At 49.3% G+C, this 16,625-nt stretch carries 13 protein-coding genes and 1 pseudogene; 6 read left to right on the top strand and 8 right to left on the bottom strand.

The genetic code is table 11. From position 1 onward, the window contains the following. Positions 1–122: 122 nt before the first annotated feature. Positions 123–3,014: an HD domain-containing phosphohydrolase gene (locus AC6R03_RS12705; RefSeq protein WP_500632018.1), complete on the bottom strand. Its 2,892-nt coding sequence runs from the start codon at positions 3,012–3,014 to the stop codon at positions 123–125. A 159-nt stretch (positions 3,015–3,173) separates the two neighbouring features. Here AC6R03_RS12705 and AC6R03_RS12700 point away from each other — a divergent pair, with 159 nt between their 5' ends. After that, positions 3,174–3,557, top strand: a complete 384-nt coding sequence (locus AC6R03_RS12700) for a cytochrome b562 (protein WP_500632017.1) — start codon at positions 3,174–3,176, stop codon at positions 3,555–3,557. Here the strand turns inward: AC6R03_RS12700 and AC6R03_RS12695 are convergent. Beyond that, a complete protein-coding gene (locus AC6R03_RS12695) occupies positions 3,554–4,477 on the bottom strand; it encodes a LysR family transcriptional regulator (protein ID WP_487901587.1) in 924 nt (307 codons plus the stop codon). The genes AC6R03_RS12700 and AC6R03_RS12695 overlap by 4 nt on opposite strands. Before the next feature lie 189 nt (positions 4,478–4,666). On the opposite strand from AC6R03_RS12695, the gene AC6R03_RS12690 reads away from it, so the two are divergent. Together AC6R03_RS12690 and tdh are read left to right on the top strand one after the other, a co-directional pair. After that, on the top strand, positions 4,667–5,863 hold the full coding sequence (locus AC6R03_RS12690; protein WP_487901586.1) for a glycine C-acetyltransferase: 1,197 nt from the start codon (positions 4,667–4,669) through the stop codon (positions 5,861–5,863). Continuing rightward, positions 5,863–6,894: an L-threonine 3-dehydrogenase gene (gene tdh, locus AC6R03_RS12685; RefSeq protein ID WP_500626967.1), complete on the top strand. Its 1,032-nt coding sequence runs from the start codon at positions 5,863–5,865 to the stop codon at positions 6,892–6,894. The genes AC6R03_RS12690 and tdh overlap by 1 nt, the downstream gene beginning before the upstream one ends. Before the next feature lie 96 nt (positions 6,895–6,990). Here the strand turns inward: tdh and AC6R03_RS12680 are convergent, their stop codons facing one another. From AC6R03_RS12680 to AC6R03_RS12670, 3 genes and pseudogenes are all read right to left on the bottom strand, one after another. After that, on the bottom strand, positions 6,991–8,571 hold the full coding sequence (locus AC6R03_RS12680; RefSeq protein ID WP_500632016.1) for a BCCT family transporter: 1,581 nt from the start codon (positions 8,569–8,571) through the stop codon (positions 6,991–6,993). Positions 8,572–8,815: 244 nt separating this feature from the next. After that, positions 8,816–9,412 (bottom strand): annotated as a pseudogene (locus AC6R03_RS12675) (SDR family NAD(P)-dependent oxidoreductase); the annotation flags it as partial. Positions 9,413–9,500: 88 nt separating this feature from the next. Beyond that, positions 9,501–10,742: an MFS transporter gene (locus AC6R03_RS12670; RefSeq protein WP_500632015.1), complete on the bottom strand. Its 1,242-nt coding sequence runs from the start codon at positions 10,740–10,742 to the stop codon at positions 9,501–9,503. Positions 10,743–10,867: 125 nt separating this feature from the next. On the opposite strand from AC6R03_RS12670, the gene soxR reads away from it, so the two are divergent. After that, complete coding sequence (gene soxR / locus AC6R03_RS12665; protein WP_334551679.1) at positions 10,868–11,332, top strand: redox-sensitive transcriptional activator SoxR; 465 nt, start codon at positions 10,868–10,870, stop codon at positions 11,330–11,332. 242 nt (positions 11,333–11,574) lie between these two features. Further along, positions 11,575–12,456, top strand: a complete 882-nt coding sequence (locus AC6R03_RS12660; RefSeq protein WP_334551681.1) for an NAD(P)-dependent oxidoreductase — start codon at positions 11,575–11,577, stop codon at positions 12,454–12,456. 91 nt (positions 12,457–12,547) lie between these two features. On the opposite strand, the gene AC6R03_RS12655 is transcribed toward AC6R03_RS12660, so the two are convergent. The 3 genes from AC6R03_RS12655 to AC6R03_RS12645 all read right to left on the bottom strand — a co-directional run bounded on the left by AC6R03_RS12655 (position 12,548) and on the right by AC6R03_RS12645 (position 15,013). Beyond that, complete coding sequence (locus AC6R03_RS12655; RefSeq protein ID WP_500632014.1) at positions 12,548–13,426, bottom strand: AEC family transporter; 879 nt, start codon at positions 13,424–13,426, stop codon at positions 12,548–12,550. Positions 13,427–13,521: 95 nt separating this feature from the next. Continuing rightward, positions 13,522–14,262, bottom strand: coding sequence for a DeoR/GlpR family DNA-binding transcription regulator (locus tag AC6R03_RS12650; protein WP_500632013.1), 741 nt, complete (start codon positions 14,260–14,262; stop codon positions 13,522–13,524). Beyond that, a complete protein-coding gene (locus tag AC6R03_RS12645) occupies positions 14,255–15,013 on the bottom strand; it encodes a glycerophosphoryl diester phosphodiesterase (protein WP_500632056.1) in 759 nt (252 codons plus the stop codon). The genes AC6R03_RS12650 and AC6R03_RS12645 overlap by 8 nt, the downstream gene beginning before the upstream one ends. Positions 15,014–15,292: 279 nt before the next feature. Between AC6R03_RS12645 and ugpB the strand changes: the two genes are divergently transcribed. Continuing rightward, positions 15,293–16,600: a sn-glycerol-3-phosphate ABC transporter substrate-binding protein UgpB gene (gene ugpB, locus AC6R03_RS12640; RefSeq protein ID WP_500632012.1), complete on the top strand. Its 1,308-nt coding sequence runs from the start codon at positions 15,293–15,295 to the stop codon at positions 16,598–16,600. Positions 16,601–16,625 lie beyond the last annotated feature (25 nt).

Raw genomic sequence — 16,625 nt, 5'->3', positions numbered from 1 at the left:
AAATACAATACCTTATAGCTCTAGCGTAGACCTATATTGGAGTTCCTGCTTCAAAACTGCGTTTTGTAGGTAATGATTCGTCGTGCCAGATCTCACTTTGTAGTGGAGTACGCCGTGCCTTATCAGGGAGACGCTTTGATGTAGGCTTTCACCTTCTGAATATGCGCCTCACGATCAAACTCACTGATTTGCGAAGGGTGAAGGTAGGCGCTGGCGTATTCTTGATCGATCTGGTGCTCTAAAAACAGCAGATAAAGCTTAGGATCGATATGACCGCTGGTGGCCATCGAGGTCATGATATTGATCGACTCGTCCAGCGTCTTGCCTTTTTTGTAAGGTCGGTCTGATGAGGTCAACGCCTCGAAGACATCGGCAATTGCCATCACCCGAGCAGGCACGGAGAGCTGCTCGCCCGTCAAGCCAAGTGGATAGCCTTTACCGTCCATTCGCTCATGGTGTCCACCGGCAATTTCAGGCACTTGTTGCAAGTGTTCTGGGTAGGGCAGACGGTTCAGCATAGTGATGGTTTGTATGATGTGATCGTTGATGATGAAGCGCTCTTCATCGTTGAGCGTGCCTCGGCGAATGGATAAGTTGAATAGCTCGCCACGATTGTATTTCAGCTCGCCGGGATCGAGAATGAACGCTTGTGCCCACTGATCTTTCGGGTTGACACCCACCCCCCAGCCCACCTTATGTACGGGCTTATCGGCGAGCAGTTTCTCTTTGATGGGCAGTGGCGTAGGATCTCCCGCGCGTTCGCGTTCTATCCAGGAGGTACCTGCTTGATCATCTAAGGTACGTACCCATTCGATTTTCGCGATCTGCTCCAAGCGTTCAATGGCTTCGTCGGTCATGGATTCACCACCTAAGTTGCACTCTGCGACGAAGTAGAAATCGTCATCCAACTGCTGGTGGCGCTGAGTCAATATTTGTTCTGCCTTTTCTTTCTCCTCACCATTGAGAATCGATTGCAAGCAGTCAACTTCAGCCTGCACTTTCAATAGCTCAAAACGCATTCTGACTTCATGGATTCGGTCATAGATGGTTTCGAGCTTGGTGGCTTTATCGACCACATATTCTGGCGTGGTCACTTTGCCACAATCATGTAACCAAGCGGCGAGATTAAGCGCTTCCCATTGATCTTTGCCCATTGAAAAATCGGCAAAATAGCGTTTATCTTTGTCTGCCACTTTGGTCAACAAGTTTGCCAGTGTTGGGATGCGCTGACAGTGTCCGCCTGTATAAGGCGACTTTGTATCGATAGCCGATGCAATCAGGGCGACAAACGCATTGAGCATCTCTTTTTGTTGCTCCATCTGCGTGATGTTTTCTTTGGCAATTTCGGCAAAGCTTAACAGCTCTTTTAAAAACGCATGTTTATCACTCTGTTCAGGGGGGATGGGGCGTTCGTACCCCAACAACAAAATGCCGACCAATTTCTTGTTTTTGTTGTGCATTGGGAAGAAATAGATATCGGTGTTAAACAGTGATTCGCTGTATTTTGCGATGGCGTTGTCCCCACGGGTGAGATGGATAATTTCGCCTTTCTCTAAGTCTTTCTGCATCCAGGGGGTGTTTGAGAGGAACTCGTTGATATCGACTTTGAACGGGATAATCGCGTGATTGGCGGCAATCGAGAAGGAAGCGTCCTTGTTGTCCAGTGTATAGAGCACGATGGTTTCCGCTTTGGTGACCATATAGCTTTGGTGAGTAATGGTCTTCGCCAGCAGGGAAAAATCTCGGTTACTGGCCGTTTCACGCAGTAGACGAAGTAAGTCATGCAGAGTATGTTCCATCAGCTCAATGGATTTGGTGAGATTGGCTACCTCTTTGATCACACTCTTAGGGTAGCGGGTCTTTTTAAAGTCGAAGCGTGCGATGTTGCTAGTCAGAGTGACCAGCGTCAATAATGGATTGGTAATGCGTTTAGACACGAGCCAGATGACCACAAAACTGACAATCAGCATAAAGATTGCCACTTGTACTTGTCTGTCTCGCATCGAAAGCAGCGAAGCGAGAATATCATGTTGTGGGATGGCTTCGGCAAGCAGCAGTCGCGTCTGGTTGTTTAACTCGACGGGAGTTAAGGTCACGGACCAATCAATACCGCCGTTTTCGAGCGCCTCATAGATGATTTGCGATGACACACGGCCCAGAACTGGCGCAAACACACTCTGTTCCAGTACGCCGTTGATATCAGATTGAGTGACGGAGTCGCTTAGTTCGGGCAACGTTACTTCTAATTGGTGGTGCGCTAAGACATTGAATTGGCTATCGAGTAACAGCAGGCGTGTTTGTTCAGAATACCCCATGGTGCTGACTTGTTGAGAGAGGGAGTCTAGAGTGAAATCCGCGCCAACAACAAATTGGCCGTCGGGCGATCTTCGTGACAACGTCACGCCGCTGATTTTAAGAAAGTAAAAAAAATAGGGTTCCGTTAAGCGAATATCACCGTCTGAGCTTGCGTTGACAAACCAAGGTCTCACTCGAGGATCAAAATCGTTGTCATTGTTTTCAATCGATTGGATCAAAACATGGCGACCGTTTAAGAAATGGACATCGTTTTTACCGCTGACGGCCATCGAGTTAATCATCAATGTTGCTTTATCAGGGGCATCAAAACGCTCACGGTCCGCATTGGTGCGAAGTGGACGAAGGACATTGAGATCTCCCTGTTCACTGGCGTAATACAAGGCGACCAATTCTGGGTTGCGCTGAAAGATGATCGCGAGGGATGCGATGAAGCGGGTTTGGTCAACCGGTGCGTCGGCCGACTCAATCACTTCACTCATCGACATGAAATCTAACGTGGTCAGGATAGGCCCTGCGCGATTTTGGAAGGTGGTCTCCAATTTAGCGCCATTTTCACTGCTGAGCTCCTTGGCGCTCTCGGTTAATAAGTCTTGAGAGTGCTTATAGCTGATACCGATAAGTACCGCGCCCACGAGCGTGGTCAACACCAAAAACAGACTCGTAATGTGGATGGACAGTGAATAGCGGCGTCGACTCATGAAGTTCCCTCTATAAGAATTCTTTTAAGTATTAGCCAATCTGCGAAACATGCAAAAAAACGTCGTGAGTTTGCTCATTTATAACTCGCAACACTTTTCCTATTTCACCCCTTAAACCATCGCTTACAATGGCGTTTTAAATCCAATAAGTAGAATAAAATGAGAAAGTTAATAGCAGCGCTGAGTTTGTTGGTTGCGTGCCAAGTTTGGGCCTCGGGCGGCGATCTCAAGGCCGTGATGAAGCAAATGAAAGTGGAGTTTCGTCACGCGGCGCAAGCCAGTGATGTGGTCGAGATGCAAACAGCGGTTGGGGCGCTCACTTCGCTGGTGGAGCAAGCTAAGCAAGGCGAGTACCCACCCGAGAAAGTGGAGGTGTACCAAGAAGGTTTTCAAGCGCTATCTCAAGCGCTTGGGGAGGTACAGCAGTCATTGGCAAGTGGCGATCTTGTCCGCGCTAAGACACAGTTGAAACGCGTCGACGATCTTCGCATCGAATATCACGACAAACGCAATCCAAGCATCTGGAGTAAGTTGTTTGGCTAACGCGCTAATTTCTCTTTCAGTGCGTCGCTGACATAATCGATGAATGCCCGCAATCTTGCGGGCATATACTTGGTTTGCGGATATTGCATCGCCACCGCGCCATGGTAGTTACTCTTTATCGTCCACTCGGGCAGCACCGCGATGACCTCACCACATTCAATCGCGTCCGCGATGACGAAATCGTGAAAAATCCCGATTCCAATCCCTTGTTTGACTCCATTTAAACGCATCTGCGAATGATTGACGGCGTAGCGTCCGCTCACGGCAACGGAGTGGTATTCGTCCTCTTTGAAGAAATCCCAAACGTGGTCTTTGTCGGTTTCAGCCAAATAGAGACAGCTGTGGTTCGCGAGCTCAGTTGGGTGCGTCGGCACGCCATGTGCGCTGAGATAGTCCGGGCTCGCGCACAATTGCAGGTGTGTTTTCCCCATCTCTTTGAGGACCAAATTCTCATCCGGTTTGTCGGTCAGTTTGAAAGCGATGTCAATGCGATCGCGCAATAAGTCTATTTCGCCATCGGCGGCGCGCAGTTTGAGCTGAATATCGGGGTAGGCTTTTAAAAAGGGCGCCACAAATGGTTGCAAGACCGAGTTAAGAAACGCCTCTGGCGCCGCGACCACAAGTGGCCCTGTGGGCTCACTGTGATCAGAGCTCGACAAGTCCACCGCCTGGCGAGCGGCATTGACCATCACAATCGCTTGGTCATAAACCTGTTGCCCTGTAGGTGTGATGATCAATGAGCGTGTGGTTCTCTCAAACAGCTTGGTCGAGAGTGATTTTTCTAGCCTAGTCACCAATTTACTGAGCGCAGAAGGGGTGACGCCAAGTTGCTTGGCGGCCGCGGTGAAGCTGCCCTCCTCGACAACAAGAATAAACGAGGCTAAATCTGGCAGTAGTGTTAGTAGTCGGGTATCAAACAAGATCAAGAACTCGGTGTAGCAGCGATGACCGCTAGTGTATCAGAGCGTGATTGAGCGCTGAACCAACAGAGTTCACAAAACTGCCTTATCTGTGCCCCAGAGGCAAATATGTTTTTCCGTGCCTATGGATAATGGAAGTGAAGACGATGGATTACACTTAGGCTAACCATAACGCGAAAGGAAACAGCAATGTCTTCTGCATTCTATCAACAAATTCAAGATCAAATCGAAGAAGTAAAGGCGGAAGGCCTTTACAAAGCGGAGCGAATCATTACGTCTCAGCAGCAAGCCGCCGTTAAAATCTCAACGGGCGAAGAAGTGCTTAACTTCTGTGCAAACAACTACTTAGGACTCGCCAACCACCCAGATCTCATCGAGGCGGGTAAAGCGGGTATGGATGAGCACGGCTTTGGTATGGCATCGGTACGCTTCATCTGTGGTACGCAAGACATCCATAAACAACTGGAGCAAAAACTGTCTCAGTTTTTAGGTAAAGAAGACACCATCCTATACACCTCATGTTTTGATGCGAATGCGGGCCTGTTTGAAACCATTCTGGGTAAAGAAGATGCGATCATCTCTGACGCGCTGAACCATGCCTCGATCATTGATGGTGTTCGTTTGTGTAAAGCGATGCGTTTCCGTTACTCCAACAACAACATGCAAGAGCTTGAAGAGCAGCTGATTGCCGCAAAAGAAGCGGGCGCTCGCCACATCTTGATCGTGACCGACGGTGTGTTCTCGATGGATGGCGTGGTCGCTAACCTTCCGGCTATCTGTGATCTGGCGGATAAATACGGCGCATTGACGATGGTCGACGACTCTCACGCCGTTGGCTTTATGGGCAAAACCGGCGCCGGTACTCATGAGTATCACGACGTTGTGGATCGCATTGATATCATCACAGGTACACTGGGTAAAGCGATGGGCGGCGCGTCAGGCGGTTACACGTCAGGTAAGAAAGAAGTGATTGAATGGCTGCGTCAACGCTCACGTCCATACTTGTTCTCAAACTCTGTCGCGCCAGCGATTGTCAGTGCGTCACTTCGTGTGCTTGACCTGTTGAAAGAGAGCGGTGATCTGCGCGAGCGTTTGTGGGACAACGCCGCACATTTCCGTGCGCGTATGGAAGCGGCTGGCTTTACGATGGGCGGCGCGGATCATGCGATCATCCCAATCATGTTAGGCGATGCCAAAGTAGCGGCAGAGTTCGCTGAACGCGCCTTGGCGAAGGGCATTTACGTCATTGGTTTCTCGTTCCCTGTGGTACCTAAAGGTCAAGCTCGCATCCGTACGCAAATGTCTGCGGCGCATTCTCGTGAGCAACTGGATCGTGCGATCGACGCCTTCATTGAAGTGGGCCGTGAGATGGAGATCATCCAATAATGAAAATCAAAGCACTCTCTAAACTTAAGCCTGAAGAAGGCATTTGGATGACGGAAGTGGACAAACCTGAGGTTGGCCACAACGATATCCTGATCAAAATTAAAAAGACCGCCATCTGCGGAACTGATGTCCATATCTACAACTGGGATGAGTGGTCACAAAATACCATTCCCGTACCTATGGTCGTTGGTCACGAGTACGTGGGTGAAGTGGTGGCGATTGGCCAAGAAGTTCGCGGTTTTGAAATTGGTGACCGTGTGTCGGGCGAAGGCCATATCACCTGTGGTCACTGTCGCAACTGTCGTGGTGGTCGTACGCACCTGTGCCGCAACACGATTGGTGTGGGTGTGAACCGCGAAGGTGCGTTTGCTGAATACCTAGTGATCCCTGCGTTCAATGCATTCAAGATCCCTGAAGGCATTTCTGATGATCTTGCTTCAATCTTTGACCCGTTTGGTAACGCGGTTCACACGGCGCTCTCTTTTGATCTCGTCGGTGAAGATGTGCTTATCACTGGCGCTGGCCCAATTGGCATTATGGCGGCGGCCGTCGCGCGTCACGTTGGTGCTCGTCATGTCGTGATCACAGACGTTAACGAATACCGCTTAGAACTGGCGCGCAAAATGGGCGTCACTCGCGCGGTGAACGTTGCCGAACAAAAACTGGAAGACGTTATGTCAGAGCTTGGCATGACCGAAGGTTTTGACGTCGGTCTTGAGATGTCTGGCAACCCATCTGCCTTCAACTCAATGCTTAAAACAATGAACCACGGTGGACGTATCGCATTACTCGGTATTCCACCATCGGACATGGGCATCGACTGGAACCAAGTGATCTTCAAGGGCCTGGTCATCAAAGGCATCTACGGCCGAGAAATGTTTGAGACTTGGTACAAGATGGCAAGCCTGATTCAATCAGGCCTAGATCTGACGCCAATCATCACTCACCACTTCAAGGTCGATGACTTCCAAAAAGGCTTTGACGCCATGCGTAGCGGGGCTTCTGGGAAGGTTATTCTTGATTGGGAATAAAGACATCAATTAAACAAAGCGCTCCGATTGGAGCGCTTTCAGTTTATCTTTATATGACAACGGATTAGTGTCACTGGATAAAAGCGTTTAGGCGTTCTATTTTAAGCCTTGCTCATACATCATGGTTTGCGCGTATTTTCTTCCAAACCAGATGCTAGGGAGAAGAACAAAAGAGACGGGTACCGCAGTCACAACGATAAACGATTGCAGTGCGTTGATGCCGCCCTTACCCATGGCGATTAGGGCGATGGCGACTAAGCCCATAGTGATGCCCCAGAATGCTCGTAATATCGCGTTGGGCTCTTTCTCTCCGCTGATGACCATACTGATGGTGTACGTCATGGAATCTCCGGTGGTGATAATAAACGTGGTGGTCAGTATTAGAAATAGCAATGCAATCGGTGTCGAAAGCGGCAGTTGATCTGTAATAGCAAGCAGTACTGCAGGTAAATTAAAGCCTTCAAACGCTTGTGAGATGACGCCTGGGTTGGCAATTTCAAATGCGAGTCCACTGCCGCCAATTGCGGTAAACCAAAAACACGTCACTAACGGCGCGACAATGCTGACTGAAAGAACGAGTTGTCGGATACTTCGACCACGTGAAATACGAGTGATAAATATGGCCATCATTGGCCCGTAGCCGATAAACCAACCCCAAAAGAAAACGGTCCACCAACTAAGCCAGTCTGTGTCTGCTCGATAGAGGGCCATCACGACAAAGTTATCGAGCATACCTCCTACCCCTTGTAAGTAACCATCAATAATAAATTGAGTGGGGCCAAACAGCAGAATGAAGCCGATCAAAACTACTGAGAGAATGATATTGTATCGACTCACAATTTGAATGCCTTTACTAACACCACTAAGCGCAGAAAGCGTGTACATAGCGACGGCGAATAGGATCACCATGGTCTGAGTCGTAAATCCATCCGAGATACCAAACAAAGCATTCAACGCGTAACTGATTTGCAGCCCTAAAAAACCGATCGGGCCGATGGTACCAGCAGCCACTGCAATGATGCAGGCAGTATCAATGATGTTTCCGAGTGAACCAGTTATGGCTCGTTGTCCAAATATCGGGTAGAGCAAGGTTCGCGGTTTGAGTGGTAGGCCTTTGTCGTAATGCAGGTGCATCAACACAACGGAAGACAGGCAACCAAGAATAGCCCAGGCCAAAAAGCCCCAATGCAGAAACGACTGAGACAAAGCATTGATGGCGGCTTCGATAGGGGGCGCTTCGCCATACAAAGGGGGGGCAGTTACGAAGTGGGCGATTGGCTCAGCAGCAGCCCAGAACACGCCACCACCAGCCAGTAGTGTACATAAAATGATAGAGATCCACTTAAATGTGCTTATCTCTGGGGTGAGCAGTCCACCCAATCGCACACTCCCGCTGCGAGATACGGCTAAATAGAGTCCAACAATGAAGTTTGCAAGCAGAAGAACTTGCCAATATGCTCCAAAGTATTCGGTCGCTAGTGCAAAACCTTGATTGACCCAATTTGAGAGTAAAGAGGTATTCGTTAGCGCTAAGAACACAAAGGCTATGAAAAAGGCGCTACTCATTTGAAATGTTGGATTCGTCAGTTGAAGTTGTTGAAAGAGCGTCGGTGCTCCGTTTTGAGTAGGACTTTCGGCCATTTCGGAAGTACTAATGGCGTGAGTCGTATTAGACATGTCGCTGTTCACTTTTTTGTGGCTGAACTTTGGCATTCAGCGTGTATTTGTCCTCGAATAGCTAGCATAATGCGAGGTGCGTCACGTTATGGTAACACGCCGGGCAGTTTGAAGAATACATGAAGCACGCATTGGAGGTGCTTCAAATTTGGCAGGGTGTAAAGCTGTGCTGACAATGATACTTAAGTTGCCAGCATAGCGGACGTCGAACGAGCAGTGCGATCTACGGATAACACCTGGGCAATCAGTCTCTGTCTATCGCAAAAGGTGACCACGCTTGGCGAGTCGGCATTACTTCAACCCTATTGACGTTGATGTGATTTGGAAGCGTAGCGATGTAAAACATATGCTCTGCAATGTCTCGTGCCGTTAAAGGTGTGGTGCCTCGATATAAGTTGTCCGATGCAGGTTGATTTCCCTTCGTTCTGACCAACGTGAACTCTGTCTCCGCGATACCGGGAGCTAGGTCTGTCACACGTACTCCGGTCCCGAGGAGATCACAACGTAAGTTGTAGCTGAACTGTTTGACAAACGCCTTACTCGCACCATACACGTGGCTGCCGGGATAGGGCCATTGACCTGCAATAGAACCGACGTTGATGATTGTCGTACCTTCACCAATGTCAATCAGTGTTGGAAGTAAAGCATGTGTTACATTGACTAACCCTGTGCAGTTGGTTTCGATCATAGTATGCCAATCTGTTAGCGCTACTTCAGCAGCGCCTTCGGGTGCTAACGCGAGTCCTGCGTTATTGATCAGTGTGGTCACTTGTGCAAATTCGCTTGGAAGTTCATCGACCGCCTTTTTTACCGCATCGGCATCTCGTACATCCAATTGAACAACGTGAGTAGGTACATCTACACCTTAAAATACTGCAATTGTGCTGATAAATGATCGGTAGTTTCGGCCATGTGTTGATTACCTTTGATCACGTTGCGGTGGCAGACACCTCTCCTCTCTTAATAGACGCGTTCATAACGCTGGACTCTGGTGCATGAGTCAGTAGCCAACGCATGGCGAGGGTCGCTCCGCCCATGGTGATTGCAGCGAGTAAGAACCCCAGTTCGATCCAATCCGCATGGCTGAGCAAAGCGATCAGCACATAGCTCATATTCTGGGTTAGAGTGGCAAACATTTGCAATGCACCGTCGGCGCGGCCTCGTTGATGGATGGAGATAGTGTGGTGCATCCAGTTCGTTCGCGCGATTCGATTTAACGCATTAAAAAGGCCAAATAACAAGGTGAAGACAAGCAAGGCCGCTGGGCTTAATGAGATGCTCATCCCTAGCACCATCACACTACTGAACGACATGGCAAGCAGCATGGTGCGGGGTAAGGCGCGACGGGTCAGTAATTTGTGTACGATGAGTCCGGTGAGCAGCGAGCCAATCCCAAACGCCATGTTGTAGCCCGCGAGCCAGTGCCCAGCAATGTGCTGCTGTGCAAACCAGATCGGCACCAACTTTCCCAAGTAAGTCAAAATGGGGTAGGAGAGAGAAGAAAGCATCAAGAAGGCGTAAAAGCGTGGTTCAGAAAGCACAATGGAGCGGCTTTCGACCAGTTGTTGCCAAAAGCGTACTTTACGTTCGGCGCGTAACGCTTGTCGATAAGGTGTCACCAGGTAACTGATAGCCGCTAATGTGGATGCCAACATGGCAAAAGCTGAGAATTCGACAATTCCCCATTGCTCGAGGAGCACAATACCTAACGCGCCAGCACCTAGCGTGGTGCCTTGCATTATGATCTCTTGTTGTCCTGAAATTGCGGCGTACTCATGGTGATCATAATTTTCTTGGGTAAACGCATTATTGGTAGACCAAGCCAGATTGCTCGAGACCCAAAACACCAGTTGCGCGAGTGCCAATAGCCATGGGGATTGCATGCCGTGGTATGACAGGATCATCACCAGCGCGGCGCAGATGGCTTGCACCCATTGGACCATCACTAAGATTGTTTTGCGTGAATGGCGGTCAATCAAGGTTGAAAAGAAGGGCGTTAAGAAAAATGAGAGACCAGTACAAGTGAGTGCCACTAAGGCGACAAAGGTGCCCATATTGTCCGATTGCAACATGAGCCAAGGTAGAGCCATCATAAATAGCCCAGAAGAAATGCCATCAAAAAAGCGTCCGGTTAGATAGGGAGTGGTCTTATTGCGTCCGTGTAATGTCATTGTGGTGTTCCTTTCTGTGTACCAATATTGATAAGTTGCTGCTACTCTAAAACCTCAAGTTAACTTTAGGTAAAGCGTTATTTTTCATTTGAGTCGATAACGTTCGAGTGAATTAAGGAGCCAAGATGGAACTGACAGTCGGAGAGGTCGCTAAACGTTCAGGTGTGGCGGTGTCGGCGTTACATTTTTATGAGCAGAAAGGGCTTATCTTCAGTTGGCGTAACGCTGGGAACCAGCGCCGATATCATCGAAGTGTGCTGCGACGAGTCGCCATCATTAAAGCCGCTCAACAAGTTGGACTGACCTTGGAGGAGATCGCGGCATCGTTTGCCCACCTTCCACACCACCAAGCGCCCAATCGGCAAGAATGGCAAGTGATGGCGTCAGGGTGGCATCAACTGCTTGAGCACCGCATCTTGCAGATGAAAGCGCTGCAACAGGACTTAGGTGGGTGCATTGGGTGTGGCTGTTTGTCGATGGAGAGTTGCGCTATTTACAACCCAAGTGACATTCGAGCGCAAGCATCGCCCAGTGAAACGCGGCTAACCGATCCTGAAAACTGGTCACCTGTCTTAGATGACGAGCGCTAAAGGCGGACAATTCCCATCATTTGGTCACACAAATAAGCGTTTTCTACGATTCATTGGTGTGATTTTTTCTTCTTTTTGCTCGGCAATGTTTGTGTTTTAAAACACTGTCTCATTCTGATTGAGTTCACAATTTTAGGGCTTTGCCACAATTTTTATTGAATCAAGGATTGCGTTAGCCGCTCATGAGCGCTATTCTACGACCACATCATATAATCATACAATATTGCATTTAGGAGTCTGAAATGACTAAACCTGTAATTGGTTTCATCGGTCTTGGCCTTATGGGCGGCAACATGGTTGAGAACCTACAAAACCGTGGCTACGAAGTTAACGTTATGGATCTTAACAAAGACGCAGTCGCTGCTGTTCTTGCTCGTGGCAACGCCTCTGAAGCGACGTCTGGTAAAGAACTGGCTGAGAAAAGTGACATCGTAATGCTATGTCTGACGACTTCTGAAGTGGTTGAGAAAGTGGTTTACGGTGAAGCGGGTATTCTAGCGGGTATGTCTGAAGGCAAAACGCTCATCGACTTTGGTACTTCTATCCCAGCTTCGACTAAGAAGATTGGTGCTGACCTTGCTGAGAAAGGCGCGGGTATGATTGACGCACCTCTAGGTCGTACACCTGCACACGCGAAAGATGGTCTTTTGAACATCATGGCAGCAGGCGATATCGAAACATTCAACAAAGTGAAGCCTGTTCTTGACGAGCAAGGCGAAAACGTCTTCTACCTAGGCGCACTAGGTTCAGGTCACGTGACTAAGCTTGTTAACAACTTCATGGGTATGACAACGGTTGCGACAATGTCTCAAGCATTCGCTGTTGCTAAGCTTGCAGGCGTAGACGGCCAACAACTGTTTGACATCATGTCAGCAGGTCCATCTAACTCACCATTCATGCAGTTCTGTAAGTTCTACGCTGTTGATGGCGAAGAAAAACTGGGCTTCTCTGTAGCGAACGCAAACAAAGACCTTGGTTACTTCCTTGCGCTATGTGAAGAGCTAGGCACTGAGTCTCTCATCGCTCAAGGCACGTCAAAGAGCCTACAAGCAGCGGTTGACGCTGGCCTAGGTCAAAACGACGTACCGGTTATCTTTGACTACTTTACTCAACTGAAGAAGTAATCAATGATGATGTGAAAGCAGCGGCCAATGGCCGCTGTTTTTGTTTCTACATCGCTTGGACATGTCAAAGCCAGTTAGTAGAGATAATTAGCTAGCCCAGAGATAAGGCGAATGTCAGCAGCAGTGGCAGCGTGATTAAACTGAAGAAGTTACCAAACAGCACCATCGACGCCACTTTCGTCGGCTCAACTCCAAACCGTTCGGCAAACAGGTAGTTCATTACTGCCGGTGGTAACATGGTAAACAGCACCATCATTTGCAGCTCCAAAGTCGGCAGCGGCACAAACCAATAGATGACGACAAACGCCACTGCACCCGTCGACAAGGATTGCAGCGTGCACAGCACACCGATACGAAATCCACTCAAACGCATATGACACATTTGCGCCCCTAAAGAGAGCAGCATCACGGGTACCGCGGCTTGACCGAGTAACACTGTCGCTTCATACAAAGGGGACCACACGCCAATCCCACTTAGGTTGAGAAAAAGCGCTGCGCTGGCCGCCAGAAAAATCGGCATTTTGACCACTTGTTTGATTGGGTTACCTTCACTCAGCAGCGCTAAGCCGATACTGATGTGCAAGCAGGCGGAGACAACGAACAGCAGAACCGCAGGCGCCAGCGCCGTCTCACCAAAGGTATAGGTAAAAAGAGGGATCGCCAAGTTACCGCTGTTGCGAAACATATGTGGCGGCGCCCAGGCTTTAATGCGCAGTTTAGTGATTGCGCAAATTGGGATCATCAATAGCCCTGGTAATAAAACTGAAATGAGTGACGCACTCAAAAGGGGCAACTGGTTGGTATCGAGAGGCATCGCCACCAAAGAGGAGAACACCAATGCGGGGGTGAAAGCGTCCATGTTGATGCGGTTGATCGGTTTGAAGTCTGGTTTTAACCAACGCCCGACAGAAAACCCAATCAATACCAACGCAAAGACGGGAAAAAGAATGCCAACAACCTGCTCGACCATAGCTTTCCTTGCACTGAGTTAACGGCCTCGTTAACTGAAAAAAACAAAACAATGTTTCTACGTTAACCCATCTTGAGGGTGAAACCTAGAGCAGGTTAGGCTTGTTTGCTGTCTTTGAAGATGCGATCAAAATATTCCAATGGCGCGACTTTGGTATTGGCGCGTCGCTGCCATTTGCTGTCGTTGGCCACTAACCAACGTTGCTCTGCGTGGGCCAATATCGCTTGGCTGACACGCGCCTCCCGCAATTCGTGCTCCATCACATACTGCGTCGCTTCTGTATTCTCTAGGCCACTGCGTATATCACTGACCGCTGCGCAGCCAATAATACCGATGTCCGCACTAAACTGGGCGAAAAAGTCGGCGACTTTATCATCCACCACATCGCGATCGTTACTGCGAATGCGCCCACCTGGGATCCAGGTTTCCACCTCTTCAAACTGGGAGAGAATATGCGCCGCCTCAAAGTTGTTGGTCACCACACGCAATTCCCGGTGATGCCCAAGCTGCTCTGCAATCGCGGTGATGGTTGTGCCGATACCCAAAAACAGAGTGCAACCATTGGGAATATGCTGCACGACGCGCTCGGCAATGGCGCGTTTGTCCTTGGCATTCGTCATGCGGCGTGAGGTGTAACTTCGGTTACTCAGGGTGGCAGGTAAGCTGACGCCGCCGTGATGGCGACGGGTCAAGCCTAGGTTGCACAGTTCGTTGATGTCACGGCGGATGGTTTGTGTCGTGACATCAAACTGCTGAGCCAATTCATCAATCGAACAATATTCCTGTTGATGAATGCGCTCAATGATCGCGTGTTGGCGGAGTGAAAGATTATCCATGAATAGCGTGGCGCTCGGCACCAGTGTGAGTTTCGTTACGCTGAGTATAACGCTGAGGCACGTCGGTGATCATCATATCGACGCCCCATAAGCGATGTGGCTCAACTAATTCGGGAAAGTTGGGGGTGTAGCAGTAGAGCTGATAACCCATCTGCTTAATCGCTTTGGCTTGCGCCTGTGTCAAAAAGCGGTAGTCGCAGTGCACGCTGTAGGCATCAATTTGAGTCAGGACCGACGCCGCGTCATAGGGAATGCTTTGCCACAATTGCCCGCGGCGCACATCGGGTAGATATTGTTTTATGCATTGCAAGGAATGGGTGCTAAAGCTCGAAAAGAGCAGGGTCTGAGGGTCAATATCCATCTCATTGATCACCTCAGCGACGTGATGGCACAGGCGATCAATGTCCGTGTGAGGGTAGAGTTTGAGCTCAATGTTGAGGTTGACGTTGGCCGCTTGGGTCAAGGCCAATGTTTCCGCTAAGGTAGGGATTGGTTCCCCTTCAAACTCATCAGCAAACCACAACCCGGCGTCGAGTTGTTTCAGTTGCTGTAACGTCAATTCACTCACTTTACCTTTGCTGTTGGTACAGCGGTTCACTGTGTGGTCATGAATCACCATGGGCACATCATCGGCGCTCAGTTGGACGTCGATTTCTATCCACTGGCAGCCCAATTCAACGGCACGCTGAAACGCAACGAGTGTGTTTTCTGGTGCAAGACTAGAGAGGCCGCGATGGGCCATGGTTGGGATAAGGGTAGGGAGTGTTGTCATTGTTCTTCACTGTCTATGTTCATTTTGTTTCAAACGAACTCTGTCATCTTCATGTGACCGTTTGATGACACCCCAAATAGGCATTCAACCGAAAGTTTAGTTTCATTTATGTTCATTTAAGTGTCATCTCAGCGTAACTTTCGCTAATTAATGTTCACTTGAATTCTGAAGCAGCGAATGTGAAAGAGAAGTGAACATCCGCTGAGGTTTAACCACACTAGGACTTTACGCAAGTAAGACTCACATAAGGGAACCATTATGTCTATCAAACACCTGACCGGTTTGGCCGTCACCGCAGCACTACTGAGTGCGCAAGCTCAAGCGAAAACAGAAGTGGAATGGTGGCACGCCATGGGTGGTGCGCTAGGTAAAAAGGTCAATGAAATAGCGGCGGACTTTAATGCCAGTCAAGATGACTACGAAATCAAACCTGTATACAAAGGCTCATACGCAGAAACCATGACAGGTGCGATCGCGGCATTTCGTGCGAAAGAGCAGCCAGCCATTGTGCAGGTTTTTGAAGTCGGCACGGCAACCATGATGGGTGCCAAGCAGGCCATCTACCCGGTTTACCAGTTGATGGAAGACACCAAAGAGCCGTTTGCTCCAGACAACTACCTCTCCGCTGTGACGGGTTACTATACCACCAGTGAAGGCCAAATGTTGTCGATGCCATTCAACAGTTCAACGCCTGTGCTGTACTACAACAAAGCGATGTTTGAAAAAGCGGGCATTACAGAAGCACCGAAAACCTGGCAAGAGATGGAAATCGTCTCACGCAAGCTGATCGAGTCGGGCGCTAAGTGCGGCTTTAGCACCACTTGGCAATCTTGGACGCAAATTGAAAACTTCGGTGCTCGCAATAATGTCCCTGTCGCTAACAACAGCAATGGTTTTGACGGACTCGATACCCAGTTTAAGTTCAATGAGTCAGCGTTTGTGAAGCACATTGAGAAAATGGGCGAGTGGTCAAAAGAAGGGATCTTTAAGTACGGCGGTCGTCAATCCGATGGTATGCCACTGTTCTACACCCAAGAGTGTGCGATGACCATGGGCTCGTCGGCGGGGCTAGCTGGCATTAAAGAGAACATGAAAGGCATTGACGTCGGTGTAGCGCAGCTGCCGTATGACGCGGAACTGGTCGACAAACCGCAAAACACCATTATCGGCGGAGCCTCGCTTTGGGTACTGCGTGGCCACTCTGATGAAGAGTACAAAGGGGTAGCGAAGTTCTTCTCGTATCTCTCTAGCCCTGAAGTGCAAGCTGATTGGCACCAGTTTACCGGTTATCTACCGATCACTAAGGCTGCCTATGAACTGACCAAGAGCCAAGGCTTCTATGAGGCGAACCCAGGCACTGACACCGCTGTCGTACAGATGACGTCGGTTGAGCCAACGGTCAACTCCAAAGGCATTCGCTTTGGTAACTTCTTGCAAACGCGCGACATCATCAACGAAGAGTTAGAGGCCGTTTGGTCTGGTAAAGCGACGGCGAAAACAGCATTGAACAATGCGGTAAGCCGTGGTGATGAGCAATTGCGCCGCTTTGAGCGCACGCAAAAGTAACACCCTCGTTTGGCGGAGCGAATGT

This window comes from Vibrio sp. R10-SG-ISO4 (genome assembly GCF_059834135.1).
Note: the sequence above shows the minus strand (reverse complement) of the source record. Positions and strands in the feature narration are given on the sequence as shown.